General features: G+C 63.2%; 17 protein-coding genes. 14 read left to right on the top strand and 3 right to left on the bottom strand.

Annotation, left to right across the window (positions count from 1 at the left end; genetic code table 11):
- The first annotated feature begins 16 nt into the window (after window positions 1–16).
- The 8 genes from bamA (at window position 17) to J3485_RS08445 (ending at window position 8,153) form a co-directional block, all read left to right on the top strand.
- Entirely contained in the window at window positions 17–2,323 is a 2,307-nt protein-coding gene (bamA, locus tag J3485_RS08410) for an outer membrane protein assembly factor BamA (RefSeq protein ID WP_206955713.1), read from the top strand.
- A 38-nt stretch (window positions 2,324–2,361) separates the two neighbouring features.
- Window positions 2,362–2,895 (top strand): OmpH/Skp family outer membrane protein, encoded by a 534-nt coding sequence (locus J3485_RS08415; RefSeq protein ID WP_206952039.1) that lies wholly within the window; start codon window positions 2,362–2,364, stop codon window positions 2,893–2,895.
- A gap of 19 nt (window positions 2,896–2,914) precedes the next feature.
- Window positions 2,915–3,988: a UDP-3-O-(3-hydroxymyristoyl)glucosamine N-acyltransferase gene (gene lpxD, locus J3485_RS08420; protein ID WP_206952040.1), complete on the top strand. Its 1,074-nt coding sequence runs from the start codon at window positions 2,915–2,917 to the stop codon at window positions 3,986–3,988.
- A gap of 116 nt (window positions 3,989–4,104) precedes the next feature.
- Window positions 4,105–4,563 (top strand): 3-hydroxyacyl-ACP dehydratase FabZ, encoded by a 459-nt coding sequence (fabZ, locus tag J3485_RS08425; RefSeq protein WP_206952041.1) that lies wholly within the window; start codon window positions 4,105–4,107, stop codon window positions 4,561–4,563.
- Window positions 4,564–4,690: 127 nt separating this feature from the next.
- Entirely contained in the window at window positions 4,691–5,479 is a 789-nt protein-coding gene (gene lpxA, locus J3485_RS08430; protein ID WP_206955714.1) for an acyl-ACP--UDP-N-acetylglucosamine O-acyltransferase, read from the top strand.
- Between the two features lie 9 nt (window positions 5,480–5,488).
- Entirely contained in the window at window positions 5,489–6,658 is a 1,170-nt protein-coding gene (lpxB, locus tag J3485_RS08435; RefSeq protein WP_206952042.1) for a lipid-A-disaccharide synthase, read from the top strand.
- Window positions 6,655–7,371 carry a ribonuclease HII gene (gene rnhB, locus J3485_RS08440; RefSeq protein ID WP_206952043.1) on the top strand — a complete coding sequence of 239 codons (717 nt, stop codon included), beginning with the start codon at window positions 6,655–6,657 and terminating at the stop codon, window positions 7,369–7,371. Before lpxB ends, rnhB begins: the two co-directional genes overlap by 4 nt.
- Window positions 7,368–8,153: a TrmH family RNA methyltransferase gene (locus tag J3485_RS08445; RefSeq protein WP_206952044.1), complete on the top strand. Its 786-nt coding sequence runs from the start codon at window positions 7,368–7,370 to the stop codon at window positions 8,151–8,153. Before rnhB ends, J3485_RS08445 begins: the two co-directional genes overlap by 4 nt.
- 36 nt (window positions 8,154–8,189) lie before the next feature.
- Here the strand turns inward: J3485_RS08445 and ppsR are convergent, their stop codons facing one another.
- Window positions 8,190–9,005 (bottom strand): posphoenolpyruvate synthetase regulatory kinase/phosphorylase PpsR, encoded by an 816-nt coding sequence (ppsR, locus tag J3485_RS08450; protein WP_206952045.1) that lies wholly within the window; start codon window positions 9,003–9,005, stop codon window positions 8,190–8,192.
- A gap of 295 nt (window positions 9,006–9,300) precedes the next feature.
- Here ppsR and ppsA point away from each other — a divergent pair, with 295 nt between their 5' ends.
- The 3 genes from ppsA to J3485_RS08465 all read left to right on the top strand — a co-directional run bounded on the left by ppsA (window position 9,301) and on the right by J3485_RS08465 (window position 13,222).
- On the top strand, window positions 9,301–11,703 hold the full coding sequence (gene ppsA / locus J3485_RS08455; protein WP_206952046.1) for a phosphoenolpyruvate synthase: 2,403 nt from the start codon (window positions 9,301–9,303) through the stop codon (window positions 11,701–11,703).
- Between the two features lie 97 nt (window positions 11,704–11,800).
- Window positions 11,801–12,277 carry an NfeD family protein gene (locus J3485_RS08460; protein WP_206952047.1) on the top strand — a complete coding sequence of 159 codons (477 nt, stop codon included), beginning with the start codon at window positions 11,801–11,803 and terminating at the stop codon, window positions 12,275–12,277.
- Window positions 12,278–12,283: 6 nt separating this feature from the next.
- A complete protein-coding gene (locus tag J3485_RS08465; RefSeq protein WP_206952048.1) occupies window positions 12,284–13,222 on the top strand; it encodes an SPFH domain-containing protein in 939 nt (312 codons plus the stop codon).
- A gap of 37 nt (window positions 13,223–13,259) precedes the next feature.
- Here the strand turns inward: J3485_RS08465 and smpB are convergent, their stop codons facing one another.
- The gene (gene smpB / locus J3485_RS08470) at window positions 13,260–13,706 is read right to left on the bottom strand and encodes an SsrA-binding protein SmpB (RefSeq protein ID WP_206952049.1); all 447 of its coding nucleotides are present in this window, start codon (window positions 13,704–13,706) and stop codon (window positions 13,260–13,262) included.
- A 103-nt stretch (window positions 13,707–13,809) separates the two neighbouring features.
- Between smpB and J3485_RS08475 the strand changes: the two genes are divergently transcribed.
- Together J3485_RS08475 and J3485_RS08480 are read left to right on the top strand one after the other, a co-directional pair.
- The gene (locus J3485_RS08475) at window positions 13,810–14,247 is read left to right on the top strand and encodes a type II toxin-antitoxin system RatA family toxin (RefSeq protein ID WP_206952050.1); all 438 of its coding nucleotides are present in this window, start codon (window positions 13,810–13,812) and stop codon (window positions 14,245–14,247) included.
- On the top strand, window positions 14,244–14,576 hold the full coding sequence (locus tag J3485_RS08480) for an RnfH family protein (protein WP_206952051.1): 333 nt from the start codon (window positions 14,244–14,246) through the stop codon (window positions 14,574–14,576). Before J3485_RS08475 ends, J3485_RS08480 begins: the two co-directional genes overlap by 4 nt.
- On the opposite strand, the gene J3485_RS08485 is transcribed toward J3485_RS08480, so the two are convergent.
- Window positions 14,577–15,557 (bottom strand): DMT family transporter, encoded by a 981-nt coding sequence (locus J3485_RS08485; RefSeq protein WP_206952052.1) that lies wholly within the window; start codon window positions 15,555–15,557, stop codon window positions 14,577–14,579.
- A 313-nt stretch (window positions 15,558–15,870) separates the two neighbouring features.
- On the opposite strand from J3485_RS08485, the gene guaB reads away from it, so the two are divergent.
- Window positions 15,871–17,331, top strand: coding sequence for an IMP dehydrogenase (guaB, locus tag J3485_RS08490; protein ID WP_206952053.1), 1,461 nt, complete (start codon window positions 15,871–15,873; stop codon window positions 17,329–17,331).
- The last annotated feature ends 18 nt before the right edge of the window (window positions 17,332–17,349 follow it).

Below are 17,349 nucleotides of genomic sequence, written 5' to 3' on the forward strand. Positions count from 1 at the left end.
ACACTGGGGAAGCACGTTGTTCAAACCTCATCGCTTTGTTCCTAAGACGGTTGCGGTCGCGGCGCTTGCCGCTCACGGGCTCATCGCTCACGCGGCGACGGCGCCTTTCGTGGTGCAAGACATCCGCATCGAGGGCTTGCAACGGGTGGAGCCCGGCACGGTGTTCTCCTATCTGCCGATCAAACGAGGCGATACGTTCACGGACGACAAGGCGTCCAGTGCGATCCGCGCGCTGTACGCGACGGGTTTCTTCAGCGACGTGCGCATCGCGACCGAAGGCGGCGTCGTGATCGTGAACGTCGTCGAGCGGCCGGCCATCGGGGAGATCGATTTCGCGGGCTTGCACGAATTCGACAAAGACGCGTTGACGAAAGCGCTCAAGGGCGTCGGCCTCTCGCCGGGCCGCTACTACGACAAGGCGATCGTCGATCGCGCGGAGCAGGAGCTCAAGCGGCAATATCTGACGCGCGGCTTCTATGACGCCGAGGTCACGACGACGGTCACGCCGCTGGATACGAGCCGCGTGTCGATCCTGTTCTCGGTGAACGAGGGCCCGAGTGCGAAGATTCGCCAAGTCAACTTCATCGGCAACAAGGTGTTCAGCACGAGCACGTTGCGCGACGAGATGCAATTGTCCACGCCGAACTGGTTCTCGTGGTACACGAAGAACGACCTCTATTCGAAGGACAAGCTGACGAACGACCTCGAGAACGTCCGCACGTTCTACCTGAACCGCGGCTATCTCGAGTTCAACATCGAGTCGACCCAGGTGTCGATTTCGCCCGACAAGAAGGACATGTACCTGACGCTGACGGTGCACGAGGGCGAGCCGTACACGGTGTCCAGCGTCAAGCTGGCGGGCAATCTGCTCGATCGCGGTCCCGAGTTGCAAAAGCTCATCACGGTCAAGGCCGGGCAGCGCTTCTCGGCCGATAAGCTGAAAGCGACGACGAAGGCGATCGTCGACAAGCTCGGCGAGTACGGCTATGCGTTCGCGACCGTGAATGCGCAGCCCGATATCGATCAAGTGCACCACAAGGTGGCGCTGACGCTGCAGGTCGATCCCAGCCGCCGCGTGTATGTTCGCCATATCAACATCACGGGCAATACGCGTACGCGCGACGAAGTCATCCGCCGCGAAATGCGTCAGCTCGAGAGCTCCTGGTTCGATTCGAGCCGTCTCTCGCTCTCGAAAGACCGGATCAACCGCCTCGGCTACTTCACCGACGTCGAGGTGACGACGGTGCCCGTGCCGGGCACGCCCGACCAGGTCGACGTCGACGTTGCCGTCAAGGAAAAGCCGACGGGCGCGATCACGCTCGGCGCAGGCTTTTCGTCGACGGACAAGGTCGTGCTGTCGGCCGGTATTTCACAGGACAACGTCTTCGGCTCGGGCACGAGCCTTTCCGTGAACGTCAACACGGCCCAGTACTATCGGACGCTGACGGTGACGCAGGTCGATCCGTACTTCACCGTCGACGGCATCAAGCGGATTACCGACGTTTACTACCGCACGACCCAACCGCTGTATTACTCGACGAGTTCGAGCTTCCGGATCATCACGGCCGGCGGCGATTTGAAATTCGGGATTCCATTCTCGGAAGTCGATACGGTCTATTTCGGCGCCGGTCTCGAGCAGAACCGCCTCGACGTCGACAGCGCTACGCCGCAGGTCTATAAGGACTACGTGCAGGATTTCGGCCGCGTGTCCAATAACATACCGGTCACGGCTTCATGGTCGCGCGATGCGCGCGACAGCGCGCTCGTGCCGAGCCGCGGCTACTTTACGCAAGCAAGCGCCGAATACGGTACGCCGCTCGGCGCGACTCAGTATTACAAGGCCGACATGCAGGCCCAGTACTACTACTCGTTCGCGCGCGGCTTCGTGCTCGGGCTGAACTTCCAGGGCGGCTACGGCAACGGTCTCGGCGGCCGGCCGTTCCCGATCTTCAAGAACTACTTCGCTGGTGGTATCGGCTCGGTGCGCGGCTATGAACCGAGCTCGCTCGGCCCGCGCGACCTCACGACGAACGACCCGATCGGCGGCTCGAAGATGGTCGTCGGCAACATCGAATTGACGTTCCCGCTGCCAGGTACCGGGTACGACCGCACGCTGCGCGTGTTCACGTTCCTCGACGGCGGTAACGTTTGGGGCACTGAAGGGGCGAGCGTCGGCGCGGACGGTTTGCGTTACGGCTATGGCTTGGGTCTCGCATGGATTTCGCCGATCGGCCCGCTCAAGCTGAGCTTGGGCTTCCCGGTCACGAAACACGCGGGCGACCAATACCAGAAATTCCAATTCCAGATCGGGACGGCGTTCTAAGGGCGCGCCATACCCGGTCCAGCATCGAGAGGACAATTTTGCAAACCGGTACGTTTATCAAGCGTGTGATGTGTGCGGTGGCGCTGACGGGGATGCTCGTGGCCGGTGTCGCGCAAGCGCAAGAGGCCCGCATCGCGGCAGTCAACTCGGACCGCATCCTGCGCGAGTCGGCGGCGGCCAAAGCCGCCCAGCTCAAGCTCGAGGCGGAATTCGCGAAGCGCGACAAGGATCTGCAGGACATGGCAAGCCACCTGAAGACGTTGTCCGACCAACTCGACAAAAACGCCGCGTCGCTGTCGCCGGCCGACCGCGCGGCGAAGCAGACCCAATTATCGAATCTCGATAGCGAGTTCCAGCGCAAGCAACGCGAGTTTCGCGAAGACTTGAACCAGCGCCGCAACGAAGAACTCGCGGCGGTGCTCGACAAGGCGAACAAGGTCATCAAGCAGATCGCCGAACAGCAGCACTACGATCTGATCGTGCAGGAAGCCGTCTACGTGAGCCCGCGCATCGACATCACCGATCAGGTACTCAAGGCGCTGGCCGCCTCGAGCCCAAGCGCGACGAACTGACCGACGGAGCAGCACGCGAATGGCATTGACGCTCGAGCAAATCGCGCAGCGCTTCGGTGGCGAAGTGGTCGGCGACGCGAGCCTGAAGGTGGCGGGCTTGGCGCCGCTCGATCAAGCGCAGCCGCATCAACTGGCGTTTCTCGCCAATCCGAAATACCTGTCGCAAGTCGAGACGACCCAAGCCGGTGCTGTCTTGATCGCGCCGGCCGATCTCGACAAGCTTGCCTCGCGCGAGGGGTGTAATTTCATCGTCACGCCGAACCCGTACGCTTACTTTGCGCGGGTCGCCCAATTGTTCATCGATTTGGCGGCGCCCAAAGCGCCTGCGGGGGTGCATCCGAGCGCCGTCATCGACCCGAGCGCGCAGGTGGCGCCCGACGCTGTCGTCGGGCCGCATGTCGTGATCGAAGCGGGTGCGGTCGTCGGCGAGGGCGTGCGCATCGACGCGAACGTCACGATCGGGCGCGGCACGCGCATCGGCGAGGGCTCGCATCTCTACCCCAACGTCACGGTCTATCACGGCTGCCAGATCGGGCCGCGCGCGATCGTGCACGCGGGCGCAGTCGTCGGCTCGGACGGCTTCGGCTTCGCGCCCGACTTCGTCGGCGAGGGCGATGCGCGCACGGGTAGCTGGGTCAAGATTCCGCAAGTCGGCGGGGTCGTGATCGGTGCCGACGTCGAAATCGGCGCCAACACGGCGATCGATCGCGGCGCGATGGCCGATACGATCATCGAAGCGTGCGTGAAGATCGACAACCTCGTGCAGATCGGTCACAACTGCAAGATCGGCGCCTACACCGTCATCGCCGGTTGCACCGGCATCGCGGGCAGCACGACGATCGGCCGCCACTGCCTGATCGGCGGTGCGGTCGGCATTGCAGGGCACCTGACGCTTGCCGATCACGTCGTCGTAACGGCGAAATCGGGCGTATCCAAGTCGCTGCTCAAGCCGGGCACGTACTCGAGCACCCTCTCGGCCGTCGGCCAGGCCGAATGGAACAAGAGCGCAGTGTTGATGCGCAATCTGGACAAGATGCGCATGCGCATCAAAGCCCTCGAAGCCGCGCTTGCCGAGCGAGGTGGCAACGTTTGAGCTAGCGCGAGGACACCGCGCCGCGAAACCGAACTGGAACAGGCGCGCATCCGTCGCCGCGATCAGCATCCGCAGTTAATTACCCGCGCGAGAGCATTGCGTGGAGCAGACACACCATGAGCACTGAAAAAATCAATCTCGACATCCATAAGATTCTTACGCTGCTGCCGCATCGCTATCCGATCCTGCTCGTGGATCGGGTGCTCGAGCTCGAGCCGCACAAGAGCATCAAAGCGTTGAAGAACGTGTCGATCAACGAGCCGTACTTCATGGGGCACTTCCCGCAGCGTCCGGTGATGCCCGGCGTGCTGATCCTCGAAGCGCTCGCGCAAACAGCGGCACTTCTGACGTTCGCCGAGGAGGCGCACGATCCCGAAACGACGCTGTACTACTTCGTTGGTATCGACGGGGCGCGTTTTAAGCGTGTGGTCGAACCGGGCGATCAATTGATTCTCAATGTGACGTTCGAGCGCTATATGCGCGGCATCTGGAAATTCAAGGCGCGTGCGGAGGTCGAAGGTGCCATCGCCGCCGAAGCCGAGCTGATGTGCACGGTCAAGCAGACGAACGAGTGATCGATTCGCGCGAGCGCGCAACCTGTCGCGCATGACGCGCAGTGCGCCGTCGGCCCTTCGCAGCAAGGAAGGGCGAGCCGGGTCGGCCGATACGTCGCAATTGAGCAAAGAGAAGGGCCACAAGCGTATGAGCAGCATTCATCCCACCGCGATCATCGAGCCGGGCGCGCAGCTCGGCGCAGACGTCGAGATCGGACCGTACGCGATCGTCGGCGCGAACGTCACGATCGGCGAGCGCACGAAGGTCGGTTCGCATAGCGTGATCGAAGGCTATACGACGATCGGCGTCGACAATCGGATCGGCCACTACGCCTCTGTCGGCGGGCGTCCGCAAGACATGAAGTACCAGGGCGAGCCCACGCGTCTCGTCGTCGGAGATCGCAACACGATCCGCGAGTTCACCACGATCCATACGGGTACGGTGCAAGACGGCGGCGTGACGACGCTGGGCGACGACAACTGGATCATGGCGTACGTTCACATCGGCCACGATTGCCATGTCGGCAGCCACGTCATTTTGTCGAGCAACGCGCAGATGGCCGGGCACGTCATCATCGGCGACTGGGCGATCATCGGCGGGATGTCGGGCGTGCATCAGTTCGTGAAAATCGGCGAGCATTCGATGCTCGGCGGCGCGTCGGCGCTCGTGCAGGACATACCACCGTTCGTCATCGCCGCGGGCAACAAGGCCGAACCGCACGGCATCAACGTCGAAGGGCTGCGTCGGCGCGGCTTTTCGGCCGACGCGATCTCCGCGCTGCGTAGCGCGTACCGGCTGCTGTACAAGAACGGTCTGTCGCTCGAAGAGGCCAAGGCACAGCTCGCGGAACTCGCTTTGGCGGGCGGCGACGGCGACGAGCCCGTGCGCAAGCTCATCGCGTTCATCGAAACGTCGCAGCGCGGCATCATTCGCTAGCCTGCGCCGATGACGCCGCAATCGAATGGGCTGCGCGTCGCGATGGTTGCCGGCGAACCGTCGGGCGACTTGCTGGCGGCCTCGCTGCTGGGCGGCCTCGCGCGCGCATTGCCCGGAGGCACGCGCTATTACGGCATCGGCGGCCCTCGCATGGCCGCGCAGGGCTTCGAAGCCCACTGGCCGATGGACAAGCTCGCCGTGCGCGGCTATGTCGAGGCGCTGCGCCACATCCCCGAAATCCTCGGCATTCGCAGCGAACTGAAGCGTCAATTGCTGGCGGAGCCGCCGCATGCGTTCATCGGCGTCGATGCGCCCGACTTCAATTTCGGGCTCGAGCAGGCATTACGGGGCGCGGGCATTCCGACGATTCACTTCGTCTGCCCGTCGATCTGGGCCTGGCGCGGCGGCCGCATCAAGACGATCGCGAAAGCCGTCGATCACATGCTCTGCGTGTTCCCGTTCGAGACAGCGCTGCTCGAAAAGGCGGGGGTGCCGGCCACGTACGTCGGCCATCCGCTCGCGGACGAGATTCCGCTCGAACCCGATGTCGCCGGTGCCCGCGCGGCGCTGGGCTTGCCCGCGACAGGGCCCGTCCTCGCCGTGTTGCCAGGCAGCCGGCGCTCGGAGATCGGCTTGATCGGCTCGACGTTTTTTGCGGCGATGGCGCTCATGCAACGCCGCGAACCGGATTTGAGATTCATCATGCCGGCAGCCACGCCCGCGTTGCGCGAACTGCTGGAGCCGTTGGTCGCCGCGCACCCTGGGCTTGCGCTCACGATGACGGACGGCGACGCGCAGCGTGCAATGACGGCCGCCGACGCCGTGCTCGTGAAAAGCGGGACGGTCACGCTCGAGGCGGCCCTGCTCAAGAAACCGATGGTGATCTCGTACAAGGTGCCTTGGCTGACGGGTGAGATCATGCGCCGGCAGGGCTATTTGCCGTACGTCGGCCTGCCCAATATCCTCGCTGGGCGCTTCGTCGTCCCCGAGCTCTTACAGAATTTCGCGACGCCGCAGGCGCTTGCCGATGCGGCGCTCGTGCAGTTGCACGACGTAGCGAATCGGCGCACGCTGACCGAGGTGTTCACGCAGATGCATTTGACGCTGCGCCGGAACACGGCGGAGCGCGCAGCCGAGGCGGTTGCGCGCGTCATTGCAGAGAGGAAGCCGCGCTCATGACGATGTCGCGACCCGCACGATCGAAACCTGCGGCCGGCGCTGCCGAACCGGCGGCCCCCGCGTCGACCGGTGCCAAGCAGAGCGCGCCACCGCAAGGCGCACTCGATTTCAATTCGCCGCTCGATATCGTGTGCGGTGTCGACGAGGCGGGACGCGGGCCGCTCGCCGGTCCCGTCGTCGCGGCCGCCGTTATTCTTGATCCGAAGCGCCGCATCCGCGGGCTCGACGACTCCAAGGCGCTGACGGCCAAAAAGCGCGAGGCGCTCTACGAGAAGATCGTCGAGAAATCGCTTGCGTATTGCGTAGCGTCGGCGAGCGTCGAGGAGATCGATCACCTCAACATATTGCACGCGACCATGCTGGCCATGAAGCGGGCCGTCGAAGGGCTTTCGCTGGCGCCGACGCTTGCCCGCATCGACGGCAACCGCTGCCCCCAGCTTTCCATCCGCAGCGAAGCGATCGTCGGCGGCGACGCGCTCGTGCCGGCGATTTCGGCGGCGTCGATTCTCGCGAAAGTCACGCGCGATCGCATGCTGCTCGAACTGCACGAGTGCTTTCCGATGTACGGTTTCAACGCGCACTTCGGCTATGGCACGCCGCAGCATTTGGCGGCACTCACGCAGCACGGGCCGTGCGAGCATCACCGGCGCTCGTTCGCACCGGTGCGGGTGGCATTCGCTCGGCTGGGGCCTCTCTCCGGTTCACTTTCGTGAAAGCGATTACTTCGCGCGACAACCCGTTCTACAAGCACCTGAAGGCGTTGGCCGCTTCGACGCACCAGCAGAAGAAGGGCGGCCAAGCGCTGTTGGAGGGCTTTCACCTTGCCGCTGCTTATCTCGACGTGGCGGGCCAACCCGAAACGTGCGTCGTGACGGAGGGTGCGCTGCGGCATGACGAGGCGCGGGCGATCGTCGCGCGCATCGACGCGGATCGCGTCGTCATGTTGCCCGACGCGCTGTTCGGCCAGGTGTCGAACGTTGTGCACGGCGTGGGCATGCTCTTGGTCGTGTGCAAGCTCGGCGCGGCGCTGCCCGAGCGGGTAGAGACAACCTGTGTCGTGCTCGACGGCGTGCAAGACGCGGGCAATGTCGGATCGATCCTGCGCAGCGCTGCGGCGGCCGGCGTGAAACAGGTATTTTGCGCGCCGGGCACGGCCTACGCGTGGTCATCGAAAGTGCTGCGCTCGGGAATGGGCGCGCATTTTCTGCTCGACGTCCACGAAGACGTCGAGGCGGCCGAGTTGATCGGGCGCTTGGCGATACCGGCGGCCATTACCGATTCGCATGGCCCGCAGGCGCTCTACGATTGCGACCTGTCGGGCCCGGTTGCGTGGGTGTTCGGCAACGAAGGCGCCGGCGTATCGGCGGCGTGGCGTGCCGCTGTCGTCCATCGATTGACGATTCCGCAGCCCGGTGGGATGGAGTCGCTGAACGTGGCCGCCGCCGCCGCGATTTGCTTGTTCGAACAGTGCCGACAACAGCGCCCGCTGCGCTGAACGTAGGCGTGGCCGCGTCGGCGCACCCGCGCCGTATCAATAAGTCGGCCGGTCGAGCTTGATTTCCTGCAGGACGGTGGTCGCAATTTCTTCGATCGACTTATGCGTCGACGACAGCCATTTGATACTTTCGCGCCGCATCAGCGCCTCGGCTTCGTTGATCTCGTAACGGCAGTTTTCCGGCGCGGCGTATTTGCTGCCGGGACGCCGCTCGTTGCGGATTTCCGATAGCCGTTGCGGATCGATCGACAGCCCGAACAGCTTTTCCCGATGGGCAATGAGCGGCGTCGGCAGCTTGCCGCGCTCGAAGTCCTCGGGAATCAACGGATAGTTGGCCGCTTTCACGCCGTACTGCATCGCCAGATAGAGGCTCGTCGGCGTCTTGCCGCTGCGCGAGACGCCGACGAGGATGACGTCCGCATCGGCGAGATTGCGGTTCGACTGCCCATCGTCGTGCGCCAGCGAAAAGTTGATGGCCTCGATCCGCGTCTTGTACTCGTCGGTGTCGGCGTTCTGGTGCCCGCGGCCGATCGCGTGGGTCGACTTCATTTCGAGCTCTTGCTCCAGCGGCTCGACGAACTGTTGGAAGATGTCGAGCACGAGCGCATTCGAATTCTTGACGATCGCGTTCGATGCGCTGTCGACGAGCGTCGTGAAGACGATCGGGCGGCGTCCGTCGAGCGCTGCCGATTCGCTGATCTTTTCGATCGTGGCGTAGGCTTTATCGATCGAGTCGACGAACGGAACGCGCACGAGGCGGAACTTTTGGTCGAATTGGGACAGGATCGAGTGCGCGAACGTTTCGGCGGTGATCCCCGTCCCGTCCGAGACGATGAATACGGTAGGCGGCATCGGCTAACGCTTCGAAAGCAGCGGACGCTGCGGCAGGAAACGCGATTTTCGCGCGTTTTCGCGAGCAGGGCGCCGGCGATTGTGATGGATTGTCATTGCACCGTCGCAAGAGCGAAAGCGGCGGGATAGAAGCAGGGTAGAATAGCGGCAACCTGTTGGATAAGCAATTGCAATTGGCTACTGTCGGCGATTGCTTCTCCAACAGGTTGCGCGTGCTGCGCGCTGGGCTCCAATAGTCCGCGCGCACCAAGCCCACACGCGCGGCCGAGTATTTTCTTCACACTTAGGGGCTTGTATGACTAACGCAGCAAACGTCACGAAGGACCAGGCGTATGTAATTCCGTTTGAACAGCTACGGATGACCGATGTGGAGATCGTGGGCGGCAAGAACGCGTCGCTCGGCGAGATGATCAGCCAACTGGCCGAGGCAGGCGTGCGCGTGCCGACCGGCTTCGCCACCACGGCGCTGGCGTTTCGCGATTTCCTCCAACACAACGATTTGACCGAACGGATTGCCGCTCGGCTCGAGACGCTCGACATCGACGATGTCAAGGCGCTTGCGGCCGCGGGTAAGGAAATTCGCGAATGGATCGTCGAGGCCCCGTTGCAGCCGCGCCTCGCTGCCGAGATTCGCGAGCAATTCGAGATTCTTCAAAATAGCTCGCCCGAAGAGCTTTCGTTCGCCGTGCGCTCGTCGGCGACGGCCGAGGACTTGCCCGACGCATCGTTTGCGGGGCAGCAGGAAAGCTATCTGAACGTCGTCGGCATCGAGGACGTTCTCGACCGCATGAAGCACGTGTTCGCGTCGCTCTATAACGACCGCGCGATCTCCTATCGCGTTCACAAGGGCTTCACGCACGCGGAAGTCGCGCTCTCGGCCGGCGTTCAACGCATGGTGCGCTCGGATGTCGGCGCGGCAGGCGTCATGTTCACGCTCGACACGGAATCAGGTTTCAAAGATGCCGTCTTCATCACGTCGAGCTACGGCTTGGGCGAGACCGTCGTGCAAGGCGCGGTGAATCCGGACGAGTTCTACGTCTTCAAAACGATGCTCGAGCAGGGCAAGTACCCGATCATCCGCCGCTCGATCGGCTCGAAGCTGGTCAAGATGGAGTTCACGAAGCCGGGCGAGCCGGGCCGCGTGAAAACGATCGACGTGCCGCACGAGCAGCGCAACCGCTTCTCGATCACCGACGAAGACGTGATCGAGCTCGCGAAATACGCCGTCATCATCGAAAAGCACTACCAGCGTCCGATGGACATCGAGTGGGGCAAGGACGGCCGCGACGGCAAGATCTTCATCCTGCAGGCGCGTCCCGAAACGGTGAAGAGCCAAGGCGGCAACAAGGCTGAGCAGCGCTTCAAGCTGCGCGGCCAGTCGCAAGTGCTCGCGACGGGCCGTGCGATCGGTCAGAAGATCGGCGCGGGCCGCGTGCGCGTGATTCACGATCCGTCCGAGATGGAACGGGTGCAGCCGGGCGATGTGCTCGTTGCGGACATGACGGACCCCAATTGGGAGCCCGTGATGAAGCGCGCGGCGGCGATCGTCACGAACCGCGGTGGGCGTACCTGCCACGCGGCCATCATTGCGCGCGAGCTGGGCGTGCCGGCCGTCGTCGGTTGCGGCGATGCGACCGACGTGCTGAAGGACGGCTCGCTCGTGACGGTTTCCTGCGCCGAAGGCGACGAAGGCAAGATCTACGACGGGCTGCTCGAAACGGAAGTGACGGAAGTCACGCGCGGCGAATTGCCGCCGATCCCCGTCAAGATCATGATGAACGTCGGCAATCCGCAACTTGCGTTCGATTTCTCGCAGTTGCCGAACGCCGGCGTGGGCCTTGCACGGCTAGAGTTCATCATCAACAACAACATCGGTGTGCATCCGAAGGCGATCCTCGAGTACCCGAACGTCGATCAGGACTTGAAAAAGGCCGTCGAAAGCGTCGCGCGCGGGCATGCATCGCCACGTGCGTTCTACGTCGACAAGCTGACCGAAGGCATCGCGACGATCGCGGCGGCGTTCTATCCGCGGCCCGTGATCGTGCGCCTGTCCGATTTCAAATCGAACGAATACAAGAAGCTCATCGGCGGCTCGCGTTACGAGCCGGACGAGGAAAATCCGATGCTCGGCTTCCGTGGCGCTTCGCGCTACATCGCGCACGATTTCGCGCAGGCGTTCGAGATGGAATGCACGGCGCTCAAGCGCGTGCGCGAGGACATGGGCCTCACGAACGTCGAAATCATGGTGCCGTTCGTGCGCACGGTCAAACAGGCCGAACGCGTGGTAGGCCTGCTCGAGAAGTTCGGTCTCAAGCGTGGCGTGAACGGGTTGCGGCTCATCATGATGTGCGAAATACCGTCGAACGCGATTCTCGCGGAGCAGTTCCTGCAGCACTTCGACGGCTTCTCGATCGGCTCGAACGACTTGACGCAGCTTACGCTGGGCCTCGATCGCGATTCAGGCATGGAGTTGCTTGCGGTCGACTTCGACGAACGCGACGAAGCCGTCAAGTTCCTGCTCAAGCGCGCGATCGAGACGTGCCGCCGCTTGAACAAGTACGTCGGCATCTGCGGTCAAGGGCCGTCGGATCACCCCGACTTCGCGCAATGGCTGACCGACGAGGGGATTGCGTCGATTTCGTTAAATCCCGACTCGATCATCGATACGTGGCAAGCGCTGGCCAAGGCCGCTAAGTAAAGATGTCTGCTTAACGGCCCGCTCACGAAAACGAGCCTCGCTTCGTGCTATAACGCCCCGGTGAATCCGGGGCGTTTTGTTTCAAGGAGACCATTCGATGACGCCGCATGACTTTTTCTGGTGGATCGGCGCGGGAGCGCTGATCGTGGCCGAACTGCTGACAGGCACGTTCTATTTGCTGATGATCGCGCTGGGGTTCATCGCGGGGGCGCTGATGAAGATGGCGGGAGCGAGTCTCGCCGCGCAGTACCTCTGCGCGGCGCTCGTCGCTTTGACGGCCGTGATCCTGCTGCGCCGCTCGAACTTCGGTCGCCGTCGTCAGCGGCGCGATGCATCGACGAACCCCGACGTCGTCTTGGACATCGGCGCGCCGGTTGAAGTGGCAGCTTGGCGCGACGGCCGCGCGCGCGTGCCGTATCGTGGCGCCGAATGGGACGTCGAGCTCGCGCCCGGCGAGCGTGAGGACGCACGCTTTTATGAGATTGCGGCTGTACGCGCCAATCGGCTCATCGTGGTCGAGAAAGGACATGCCTCGACGCATTCGCATCATCCGGTGTCAACAACGAAGGAGTGAACAAGTATGGATATGACTATCGTCGCAGGGGTGCTGTTCATCATCGTGATCGTGATTGCCGCACAGACGGTCAAGATCGTGCCGCAGCAGCATGCGTGGGTCGTGGAGCGCTTCGGCCGCTATCACGCCACGCTGGCGCCGGGTTTGAACATCGTCTTGCCGTTCGCCGACCGTGTCGCCTATCGGCACGTGCTGAAGGAGATTCCGCTCGACGTGCCTGCGCAAATTTGCATTACGCGCGACAACACGCAATTGCAGGTCGACGGTGTGCTGTATTTTCAAGTGACCGACGCGATGAAGGCGTCGTACGGCTCGAGCAACTACGTGCAGGCGATCACGCAGCTATCGCAAACAACGCTGCGCTCCGTCATCGGCAAACTCGAGCTCGACAAGACGTTCGAGGAGCGCGATCTCATCAACCACAGCGTCGTTTCGTCACTCGATCAAGCGGCTTCGAACTGGGGGGTGAAGGTTCTGCGCTACGAGATCAAGGACCTGACGCCGCCCAAGGAGATCCTGCACGCAATGCAGGCACAGATCACGGCCGAGCGGGAGAAGCGCGCGCTGATCGCCGCCTCGGAAGGGCGCAAGCAAGAGCAGATCAACATCGCTTCGGGCGGGCGTGAAGCGGCGATCCAAAAATCCGAAGGCGAACGGCAGGCCGCCATCAATCAAGCGCAGGGGCAGGCCGCCGCGATTCTGGCCGTTGCCGAAGCCAACGCGCAGGCGATTCAGAAGATCGCGCAGGCGATTCAGTCGACGGGCGGGATGGACGCCGTCAACTTGAAGGTGGCCGAGCAGTACGTGAGCGCGTTCGGGAACCTGGCAAAGGCCGGCAATACGCTGATCGTGCCCGGCAATCTCTCCGAATTGGGTTCGATGGTCGCTTCGGCGCTTGCGATCGTCAATCGCGGCAAGAGTGTGACGGCGCCCGACGCACGCTGACAGGACGAGCGGACGAGCGCGGCAAATCGACGCGGGGTTAGTTGGCGGTGCGCATGATGCGCGCTTTCTCTCTTTCCCAATCGCGTTTCTTTTCGGTTTCGCGCTTGTCGTGCTGTTTCTTCCCCTTGGCAAGGCCGACCTCGCATTTGACGCGGCCGCCCTTGTAGTGAAAGTTCAGCGGCACGAGCGTGTAGCCGCGCTGCTCGACCTTGCCGATCAGCTTCTTGATTTCGTCGCCGTGCAAAAGCAGCTTGCGCGTGCGCACGGGATCGGGCGTGATGTGCGTGGAGGCTTCGGGCAATGGGCTGATATGCGCGCCGATCAAAAACAGCTCGCCGTTGCGGATGACGACGTAGCCTTCCTTGATCTGGCCGCGTCCGGCGCGCAGCGCCTTCACCTCCCATCCTTCGAGCACGAGCCCCGCTTCGTAGCGTTCCTCGATGAAGTAATCGAAGAAGGCCTTTCTGTTGTCTATGATGCTCATGAATATGGACGGTGCCCAACTCGTTTAAAATCACGATTTTAGCAAAGCGGCGCCCACCGAGCCCGCCACGCTCGCTCCACTTCCGCCGCGCGCAGTGTTCCTTATGGCAGATGTTCAGAAAACCGTGTTGATCCGCCACTCGGCGGAGCGAATGTTCGATCTCGTCACCGACGTGGCCGACTACCCCAGCTTCCTGCCTTGGTGCGGAGGCGTCGAGATACGTCGACAGGAGGAGCATGAGATGGAGGCCCGCATCGACATCAACTTCAAGGGCATCAAGCAGCACTTCGCCACGCACAACACGCAGGAGCGGCCCACGCGCATCGACATGGAGTTCGCCGACGGACCCTTTCGCAAGTTCACGGGCTATTGGCGCTTCACGCCGCTACGAACCGACGCGTGCAAAATCGAGTTCGCGCTGCATTATGAGTTCTCGAGCGTGATCCTCGAAAAGCTCATCGGTCCTGTATTCAGCCACATCGCGAACACGTTCGTCGAATCGTTCGTCAAACGCGCCGACGAGCGCTACGGCCGACCATGAGCGCCTCGCTTTCCATCGAGGTGTGCTACGCCCGCCCCGAGGCGCAGACGCTGATCGCGTTGACGCTGCCGGCCGGCTCGACCGTGCGCGACGCAATCGCCGCCAGCGAGATCGTACGGAGTCATCCCGAAATCGATCCGGCGAGTGCGAAATTCGGCATCTTCGGCAAGCTTGCCGCTCTGGATGCACCGCTCGCCGACCACGATCGCGTCGAGATCTACCGGCCGCTCATCGTCGATCCTAAGCTGGCGCGCCAGCGGCGCGTCGAAAAAACACGCCGGGCCGGGTCGATCGAAGGGCGCAAGTGGCTGCACAAGGATTCGCGCTGATCAAGGCGCCCGCGTTTCGATACGGGCATCGATCGGTGCCGGGCGCCCGATGCCGTCGTCATGACGCCGTACCGACCACGTCACACCCGCCAACAGCAGCATGATCGCCGCGGTTTCGAGCGGGCGGGGCAGCCGTGCGTCGTAGACGAACCCATAGAGCAGCGCGAACAACGTCTCGAAAACGATCAACTGCCCCGAAAGCGTCAGCGGGACGCGTTTCGAGGCGGCGTTCCAGAGGCCCGTGCCGAGCCACGACGCGCCCACCGCAAGCCCGAGATTGAGCAGCCAAAACGCGTGCCAACGAGCCTCTGCGTGCGGTGCCGGCAAAGCGGAGCCAGGCACGAGCGGGCAGATGAACCACAGCGCGGCGCCGAGAATGCCCGTCGCGAGCCCCAGCAAGACGGACCACTCATTGCCGTCGAAATGGGGGTTCCGGCGCAGATAGCGGGCGTTTGCGACGGCGAACCAAGTCCAGCTCAGGAGCGCGCCCACGGCGCAGAGCACGCCAAGCAACTTGTCCGACACAGAGCCTGCGCCACTCTGAGTCGGGCCGGCCGCGAAAACATCGATGTTGATGCAGACGATGCCGGCCACAACGAGCAGAAGCGGCCAGAGTAGGCGTTCGATCGGAACAGCGCCGGCATCGCGCCTGCCGGCGAGCGTCACGGTGACGGGCAGCACGCCGACGATCAGCGAGGTCGGGCCGATGCCGACGCGGTGGACGCCGGCGGTCAGAAAGACGTAGTAGACGAGGTTGCCGACGAGCGCGAGCTTACCCACTGCCACGAGATCGGCACGCGTGAGCTTACCCGCGAGGCGGCGCGCCATCGGCAGCGCGGCGACGAGGGAGACCAGGCCGTACATCATGCAGCGCGCGGCGCCGAGCAACATCGGCGCGAAATCGGGCAGCAGGCGCGGCACGAGAAAGACCGTACCCCAAATCGCGCCTGCCATCACCCCGTACGTCACCCCACGCCGCATGCTCGTCCTCGGTCGCAATGAATCAGTGAGAGCGCAGCTTAAGCGCGCCCGCGCATGCCGTCTTGTTCGATTCTGCAATCGTTCGATGCTCGGCTTGCGACGACCAACGATGTCGGCTTTTTTCCGCTGAGCATTCGGGGCCGGGCGTGCGAACGCGCGTCGCGAGCAAACGAAACTGGCGCGAACGCGGGTCGAACCGAAAATCGAAACGCATGGCCCAAGCGGGACAGAAAAAACGCTAACTTGCTGTTCGCACAGTGAAAAAGCAGGGAGGTATCGCGTATAATTCGCTTTTGCGCCTATAGGATTTGCCATGCGTCTGATCCAAAAAGCACTCACGTTCGATGACGTGCTCCTCGTCCCGGCGTTCTCCGACGTTCTGCCGCGCGACACCAGCCTCAAAACTCGGCTGACCCGCAACATTTCCGTGAACATGCCGCTCGTTTCGGCCGCGATGGACACGGTCACCGAAGGCCGGCTCGCGATCGCGATGGCGCAGCAAGGCGGCGTTGGCATCATCCACAAGAACTTGACGGCGGCCGAGCAGGCGCGCGAGGTTGCAAAGGTCAAGCGCTTCGAATCGGGCGTCGTGCGCGATCCGATCACCGTTCCGCCGCAGATGAAAGTGCGCGACGTGATCGCACTGTCGCAGCAGCACGGCATTTCGGGTTTCCCCGTCGTCGAAGGCGCTCAACTCATGGGCATCGTCACGAACCGCGATCTTCGTTTCGAAACGCGGCTCGACGAACCGGTGCGCTCGATCATGACGCCGCGCGAGAAGCTCGTGACGGTCAAGGAAGGCACGGCGCTTGCCGAAGCCAAAGCGCTCATGCATAGCCATCGCCTCGAGCGCGTGCTCGTCATCAACGATGCGTTCGAGTTGCGCGGCCTGATGACGGTCAAAGACATCACGAAGCAAACCGAGCACCCCGATGCCTGCAAGGACGAGCAGGGCAAGCTGCGCGTCGGCGCGGCGGTCGGCGTGGGCGAGGACAACGAAGAGCGCGTCGAGGCGCTGGCCGCGGCCGGCGTCGACGTGATCGTCGTTGATACGGCGCATGGCCACAGCCAGGGCGTGCTCGAGCGCGTGCGCTGGGTCAAGAAGAATTTCCCGCGGGTCGAGGTCATCGGCGGCAACATTGCCACGGCCGATGCCGCGCGGGCGCTCGTCGAGTACGGTGCCGACGGCGTCAAGGTCGGGATCGGCCCCGGCTCCATCTGCACGACGCGGATCGTCGCGGGTGTGGGCGTGCCGCAGATCACGGCAATCGCCAACGTTGCGCAAGCGCTGAAGGGCACGGGCGTGCCCGTCATCGCCGACGGCGGCGTGCGTTTCTCGGGCGACGTCAGCAAGGCGCTGGCGGCCGGCGCGAATGCGGTCATGATGGGCAGCATGTTCGCGGGCACCGAAGAATCGCCGGGCGATGTCTTCCTGTACCAAGGCCGCCAGTACAAGTCTTACCGCGGCATGGGTTCGGTCGGTGCGATGAAGGATGGGGCGGCCGATCGCTACTTCCAGGACAATTCGGCGAACATCGACAAGCTCGTGCCCGAAGGGATCGAAGGGCGAGTGGCTTACAAGGGCTCGGTCGGCGCGATCATCTTCCAGTTGATCGGCGGCGTGCGGGCGAGCATGGGCTACTGCGGTTGCCGCACGATCGACGAGCTGCACGAGAAGGCGCAATTCGTCGAGATCACGTCGGCCGGCATGCGCGAATCGCACGTGCACGACGTTCAGATCACGAAGGAAGCTCCGAACTACCACGTCGATTGAACACCTCGAACGTCATTA

It is taken from the genome of Trinickia acidisoli (assembly GCF_017315725.1).
In the GTDB taxonomy this organism is placed as follows: domain Bacteria; phylum Pseudomonadota; class Gammaproteobacteria; order Burkholderiales; family Burkholderiaceae; genus Trinickia; species Trinickia acidisoli.